Source organism: Microcystis sp. M53603_WE2, from assembly GCF_030065435.1.
On the sequence record NZ_JASJFF010000059.1, the window covers coordinates 1 to 7023 of the forward strand.

The following is a 7023-nucleotide window of genomic DNA, read 5'->3' on the forward strand; positions in this document are numbered from 1 at the left end:
CACCTCCACCCCCGGAGTCTATAACGTGGTGTTTGAGTACGTTGACGAGCAAGCGGGACGTTATGCGGGTCGGGCTGCCGTGCGTTTGTGTCAATCAATTGTCGATACGGGAACCTATCCTCAGGAAGAATTGGCCCAGGATTTAGCCGATTTACGCGATTTATGCAATAATGCTGCCCTTGGTCCGAGTACCGAAACCATCGTCAAAGAAGCACAAGCTAGAAATATTCCCTGGTTACTCCTGAGCGCTCGTGCCATGGTGCAATTGGGCTATGGCGTTCACCAAAAGCGCATTCAAGCCACTTTAAGCAGTTTTTCGGGGATCTTAGCCGTTGAGTTGGCCTGTGACAAGGAAGGCACAAAAACTATCCTCAAGGATGGTGGGATTCCAGTCCCCCGGGGTACGGTGATTCAATACTTGGATGAGTTGTCAGCGGCAATCGAGGAAGTGGGAGGGTTTCCCATCGTGATTAAACCCCTCGATGGCAACCACGGCCGGGGTATCAGCATCGACATCAAAAATCAACAGGAAGCAGAGGAAGCCTATGATCTAGCCAGTGCCGCCTCGAAAACCCGCAGCGTGATCGTAGAAAGGTATTATAAAGGCAGTGATCACCGAATTTTAGTCATAAACGGCAAAGTCGCCGCCGTGGCCGAACGGATTCCCGCTCACGTCGTCGGTGATGGGCGCTCAACTGTAGAAGAATTAATCGAAATTACTAATCAAGATCCCAACCGGGGTGACGGTCATGCCAACGTTTTAACTAAAATAACTATTGACAAAACCGCCCTTAATGTGCTAGAGAAACAGGGCTATGAATTGACCAGCATTTTAGCCCACGGAGAGATCGCCTATCTGCGGGCCACCGCTAATTTAAGCACCGGCGGCATCGCCGTGGATCGTACCGACGAAATTCACCCCGAAAACGTCTGGATCGCCCAAAGAGTGGCAAAATTAATCGGTTTGGACATTGCCGGGATCGATGTGGTGACAGATGATATCCGCAAACCCCTGAAAGAAGTGGACGGGGTGATCGTAGAAGTCAACGCCGCCCCCGGTTTTCGGATGCACGTCGCCCCTAGTCGCGGTTTACCCCGCAATATCGCCGCCCCAGTTATCGATATGTTATTCCCCCCCGGGACTCCCAGTCGCGTGCCAATTCTGGCAATTACGGGAACTAACGGCAAAACCACCACTAGCCGCTTAATTTCTCATATTTGCCGACAAACGGGGAAAGTAGTCGGATTTACCACGACGGACGGCGTATATATCGATGATTATCTGGTAGAAAAGGGCGATAACACCGGTCCCTACAGCGCCAGTATGATTTTGAAGGATCCGACAGTGGAGATTGCCGTGTTAGAAACGGCCCGGGGTGGTATCCTGCGATCGGGTTTGGCCTTTAATCAGTGCGATGTGGGGGTGGTGTTAAATGTGGCCGCCGACCATTTGGGTATCGGCGATATCGACACCATCGAACAAATGGCGAAGGTAAAAAGCGTTGTGGCCGAGGTGGTTAGCGCCGAGGGTTACGCGGTTTTAAATGCCGATGACCCCTTGACCGCTAGTATGGCCGAAAAAGTCAAGGGAAGAGTCGCTTATTTTTCCATGAGTCCCGATAACCCGATTATTCACGACCATATCCGTCGGGGTGGCATGGCCGCCATCTATGAGAATGGCTATCTGTCGATTCTAGAGGGAGAATGGACGCTGAGAATCGAGGAAGCGGTCAATATTCCCGTGACTATGCAGGGAATGGCTCCTTTTATGATTGCTAACGCCTTGGCCGCCTGTTTAGCCACTTTTGTGCAGGGTATCGATATCGAGTTAATTCGCCAAGGGGTGCGGACCTTTAAACCTTCCGTGGCCCAGACCCCCGGCAGGATGAACCTGTTTGACTTGGGACACCATCACGCTTTAATCGATTATGCCCATAATCCCGCCGGATACGAAGCCGTCGGCGGTTTTGTCGGCAATTGGTCCGGGGAAAAAGTCGGCGTGGTCGGGGGACCTGGCGATCGACGTGATGATGATTTAATTTTATTAGGGAAATTATCGGCGCTTATGTTCGATCGAATTATTGTTAAGGAAGATAACGATACTCGCGGTCGCCGCCGGGGGGAAGTGGCCGATTTAATTCTCAGGGGAATTAGCCAAGAAAATGCCAGTTTGCGGCCGGAAGTTATTCTCGATGAAACGGAAGCTTTAGAGAAGGCTTTAAGTACGGTTTCTGAGGGTGGTTTAGTGGTAATTTTCCCCGAAAGTGTCACCCAGGCGATCGATTTGATCGAAAAACATCGACCCCTGACCGATAACCAGGGTTAGAAGTTGGGATATTCTGCCTATAGAGTCATTTCTGGCCCGATGGCCTGTTCCCCTCTCTAGGCAATCGTTGATCTACAATGATTATTGTAGGCTTTCATCGAAGGAATAATAATATTGATGCAGTTATTCACCATCGGCCACTCTAATCACGAAATTGCCTCATTTATGCTTCTACTTAAGAAGCATAATATAACTGCCCTTGCTGATGTTCGTTCTCATCCTTATAGCCGATTTCTCAAGCATTTTAATCAGTCAATATTGTCAAATGCTTTAAAAAGTGAAGGCATTTACTATGTGTTTTTGGGCAAGGAATTAGGAGCCAGACCGAGCAGCCAAGAATGTTATGTCAATGGTCAAGCTTTATACGAAAAAATTGCGAAAACATCTGCTTTTAATCATGGAATTGAACGAATTTTACAGGGAGTGAAAAAACATCGAATTGCCCTTATGTGTGCGGAGAAAGACCCGATTGAATGTCATAGAGCGATTCTGGTTTGTCAACATCTACGTCATTGCGATTTAGATATTTATCATATTCTCAAAAATGGTGACTTGGAATCTCATGACCATCTGGAAGAAAGAATGCTGTTTAAACATAGTTTGACCGATTTTTCAGCAAGTAGTCAAAAAGAAATTCAGCTTTCTTTATTTGTCGAGCCAAATAGCAATCTTCTCACAAAAGCAGAATGTTTGGAGAAAGCTTATAAGCTTCAGGGTGATGCAATTGCTTATATAGAAACAAGTGGTAATCAAGATGAACAGGACAATCAATCTCTTTACAATCGGCTTTACTCAAAAGACTGCACAGAAGTTCTTTGATGACTTACAAAAAGCTGGTGTTAAGAGAGTTATAGATACTCGTTTAAATAATGTTTCCCAGTTAGCAGGATTTAGTAAAAAAGCTGACCTAGAATATTTTTTAAAAGTCATCGGTGGCATTGACTATGTTCATGTTTTAGACTTAGCTCCAACTCAAGATATTCTTGATGAATATAAAAAGAAAAAAGTTGATTGGACAATATACGAACAAAAATTTAGACAACTTATTAGTAGCCGGAGGATTGAAACAAAAGTTTCTCCAGATGTAATTAATAACGCTTGTTTACTCTGTAGTGAGGCAAAACCTCATAATTGTCACCGTCGTTTAGTGGCGGAATATTTAAAGGAGAAATGGGGGAATATCAATATATGTCATCTCTGAAAAAAATTGTCTGTCTTGCTAATTCATGGAAATTAAATGAACGCTGTATCGCTGGAATTGATATTAGTTCAGGAAATTGGGTTCGTCCTGTGTGTGATTCTCTTTATCCAGAAGATGGCAGGGTTCCACGATCAGTTAGACTAATTTCTGATAAAGAACCAAAAGTTTTAGATATTCTCGAAATTCCCCTTGCTGATACTGGCAATGATTTTGGGTTTGAATCGGAAAATCTTTCCGTTTTACCCGGTGAATGGAAATGTGTAGGTAGATTCAATATCAATGATTTGGGAAAGTATTGTAGAACCCCAACAAAAATACTGCACAATTCAATTAAATATGTTAATCCTTCTTATTTGAAAAACCTTAATTTCAATCAACGTTATACTCTCCAGTTGATTCATGTGCAGAGTTTTAGAGTATATCAAAAAGAAAATTCAAAAGGAAATTTTGAGTGGCGTGGCACAATTACAACAGCGAATGGTAACAGTTTGACAGAAGCAAAGATAACTGATCCCGTATTTGTCGAGAAATTAAATACAGGCTATCAACCTCAGCAAAACTGTTTTGTTACCGTCAGTCTTAGTCTGCCTTGGGTCTCTTCGGCAAATTGGGAAGGAGAAGCTCCCTGCTGGAAATTAATAGCAGCTGTAATTGAATTATAGGAATTACGGCTAGACAACTTTTTTATAGGTTGTTTGCTCGAAAAAATCTCTGTTCGTGAAATTTTCAGAGCTATGAACAGTGGAGTTTAACAGACTGAAGTGGGCGGGGTAAATCCCCAGTATTCTACCAGTAAATTTAGCATAAATGCTGGAGCGATCAAGGGAAAATGGCTCTTCTCGACTTTGTGTGATAATTTTTGCTTATGTAAGGTGAAATGCTTATCCGGCAAAACTTTAATCGCTATTTGGCGGAAGAAACTATCAGTATAGACCTCGTTTCCACACAGAAACCAGAAGAACCGGAAAATAAACTGGTAGAATCTGAATAGAAGTGGTTACTTTGGCGATCGCTAATACTGCATCGAAATTTTCGCCGCGGGTAATCAAGCGATCAAAAGTAGATGAATTCATGGGGAGATTCTTAGATGTTCGCCGCCGATACTCAAGCAATTCTCTTGCTTTGTGCCAATTTTGGACAAAATCGCCCTACAACCAGATATGAAGATTGCTAAACTGGATTCTTGGCATCTTTTTTCCCTACTCAACTGAAATCGTCTAAAACTGACTGAAAGTGTCGGCTAATTTATCAGCAATTCCCTCGATCCAAATTTCATCTTGTTTAGTATAACTGCGCGGCGCATTGGCGGCCAAAATTAACACCCCTTCCTTACCGATGGGTTGACAGATTAAGCCTTGGGTGTTTTCTGGCAAATAGTCAAACTCGATTTTAGCGGGATATAAATTTAAATTAACTAAATAAACGGCTTTACCGGTTTCTAAAACTCTTTTAATAATATTACTAACTTTAACTTCAGAATTCTGGCTTAAGATACCGCGACGTAATAAAACTTCTCCCCGATAATAAACGATCAGAGATTTTGTCACGGTGTTGGTTAAAAGTAAATGGGAAGCCCAAGCAAGCTCAATTTTAACCTGTTCTGGCAAATCTGGGGCAAATTCCAGGCCTTCGCGCCCGATTAATTCCACAGCATCCGGTAAGCGGGGTTGAACTCTTTGCCAGATTAAACCCACCAAAATTAAAACCCCACTCAAAATCACTCCCATCACATCGGAACGCGCTTGCGATGGGGTTAAATCGGCAGTGGCAAAACGATTAAACATTAATACCGTACCCCCGACGATGCCGGCGAACAGGGGTAACAGTCTTAAAATACGATTGGGATCAGCTTGTGCCATAGCTGAGAACTATTCCTCGTCTGGTTCTAGAATACGTTGAAAAAGATAGCCTGTACCTCTAGCGGTGAGAATTAACTCAGGATTGCTGGGATCATCCTCTAATTTGGCTCGTAAACGCGAAATATGCACATCTACCACCCGCGTATCCACATGACGTTCGGGGGTATAACCCCAAACTTCCTGAAGGATTTCCGAGCGCGAAAAAGCTTCTCCCGAGCGACTGACCAATAATTCTAGTAAACTAAATTCCATACCGGTCAGACGGATGCGTTCATCCCCCTTATAAACTTGGCGTTTATTGGTATCGATTTTAATGGAACCGATATGAATCACACCGGAACTAGGAATCCCCAGAGCGCCATTTTTCTCTACCCGACGCAACACCGAACGAATCCGCGCTTCGAGTTCTTTGGGAGAAAAAGGTTTAACTACATAGTCATCCGCGCCCAATTCTAGCCCGGTAATTCGATCGGCCACATCCCCCAAAGCGGTTAACATAATGATAGGAATATCCGATTCTTTGCGGAGTTCCTGACAGACACCGTAACCGTCTAATTTCGGCATCATCACATCCAAAACCACTAAATCGGGTTCGGCGGTGCGGAAGGTTTCTAAAGCTTCCTCGCCGTCGGCGGCGGTGACGACTTCATAACCAATCATCGACAAACGAGTCTCTAAGATACGACGGATGCTGGCTTCATCATCAACAACGAGAATTTTTTCCTTCTGGTTCTCCAACTGAATTAACACTCCTTAGTTAAATAGTGTGATGAATTTTAAAGTTAAATAACGAGCGTTCCTGTTTATAGAATATCCTTTTGCCGTTATCATTAAGCCTAAATTTCCTATTTTATTTCTTTTATGGCAATTATCAATAACTTTATGGTCTTCCTTCCCCCCTATCATACTTAATTAAATTTGACAAGAGAATTGATCCCCAAACCGCTTTTCTTCAACTTTTCTTAAAAAACATGGCGAAATCGCGAACAATATATATCTGTAGTGCTTGTGGGGCGGAATCTCCCCAATGGTTGGGAAAATGCCCCAGTTGTGACACCTACGGGACGCTAGAAGAACAAGTGATGGCTGGTGGCAATAATCCGGCGGTAAATCGCCCAGGATGGCAAAATAGTCGCCCAAATAACGGCAAAGGGGAACGCAACCCCCAACCGCGCATCTCGGTTCGCTTCTCGGAAATTACCCAGTATGAACAGGAACGTTTTCCCTCTGGTTACGGGGAATTCGATCGCGTTCTCGGTGGCGGCATCGTCCCGGGTTCTCTTGTACTAATCGGCGGCGATCCGGGCATCGGCAAATCAACGCTTTTACTGCAAGTTACCAACCAACTCGCCCAAAGATTACCGCGCATCCTCTACGTTTCCGCCGAAGAATCGGGACAACAGATTAAACTGCGGGCTGCCCGTTTGGGGGTGGGAGTGGTTGCCGTGGAGTCGGAAAATAACGGCAATGGCAAGGAGAAAAAAGCCTCTGAATCAACCGCAGAACTCGATAATCATCTCTACGTTCTGCCAGAAACAGATTTAGAGGAAATTTTGCGGGAATTAGAATCTCTACGCCCACAGGTGGCGGTAATTGACAGTATTCAAACTCTTTATTTTGGGGCGTTAACTTCCGCA

At 44.4% G+C, this 7023-nt stretch carries 8 protein-coding genes; 5 read left to right on the forward strand and 3 right to left on the reverse strand.

Features of this window, described 5'->3' with window-relative positions; all coding sequences use genetic code 11:
• The 4 genes from cphA to PX481_RS01410 all read left to right on the forward strand — a co-directional run.
• The coding region (gene cphA / locus PX481_RS01395; RefSeq protein ID WP_288093290.1) for a cyanophycin synthetase at positions 1-2326 on the forward strand (2326 nt) is incomplete at its 5' end.
• A 117-nt stretch (positions 2327-2443) separates the two neighbouring features.
• Positions 2444-3145 (forward strand): DUF488 domain-containing protein, encoded by a 702-nt coding sequence (locus PX481_RS01400; protein ID WP_061433144.1) that lies wholly within the window; start codon positions 2444-2446, stop codon positions 3143-3145.
• The gene (locus PX481_RS01405) at positions 3081-3527 is read left to right on the forward strand and encodes a DUF488 domain-containing protein (RefSeq protein WP_002804177.1); all 447 of its coding nucleotides are present in this window, start codon (positions 3081-3083) and stop codon (positions 3525-3527) included. Before PX481_RS01400 ends, PX481_RS01405 begins: the two co-directional genes overlap by 65 nt.
• Positions 3515-4189, forward strand: a complete 675-nt coding sequence (locus tag PX481_RS01410; RefSeq protein ID WP_239698203.1) for a dual OB domain-containing protein — start codon at positions 3515-3517, stop codon at positions 4187-4189. The genes PX481_RS01405 and PX481_RS01410 overlap by 13 nt, the downstream gene beginning before the upstream one ends.
• A gap of 261 nt (positions 4190-4450) precedes the next feature.
• On the opposite strand, the gene PX481_RS01415 is transcribed toward PX481_RS01410, so the two are convergent.
• From PX481_RS01415 to rpaB, 3 genes are all read right to left on the reverse strand, one after another.
• Positions 4451-4600: a hypothetical protein gene (locus tag PX481_RS01415; RefSeq protein WP_288093294.1), complete on the reverse strand. Its 150-nt coding sequence runs from the start codon at positions 4598-4600 to the stop codon at positions 4451-4453.
• Positions 4601-4744: 144 nt separating this feature from the next.
• Complete coding sequence (locus tag PX481_RS01420) at positions 4745-5386, reverse strand: cofactor assembly of complex C subunit B (RefSeq protein WP_287971709.1); 642 nt, start codon at positions 5384-5386, stop codon at positions 4745-4747.
• Positions 5387-5395: 9 nt separating this feature from the next.
• On the reverse strand, positions 5396-6124 hold the full coding sequence (rpaB, locus tag PX481_RS01425) for a response regulator transcription factor RpaB (protein WP_288093296.1): 729 nt from the start codon (positions 6122-6124) through the stop codon (positions 5396-5398).
• Between the two features lie 233 nt (positions 6125-6357).
• On the opposite strand from rpaB, the gene PX481_RS01430 reads away from it, so the two are divergent.
• On the forward strand, positions 6358-7023 hold a 666-nt coding region (locus PX481_RS01430), incomplete at its 3' end, for an ATPase domain-containing protein (RefSeq protein WP_288093298.1).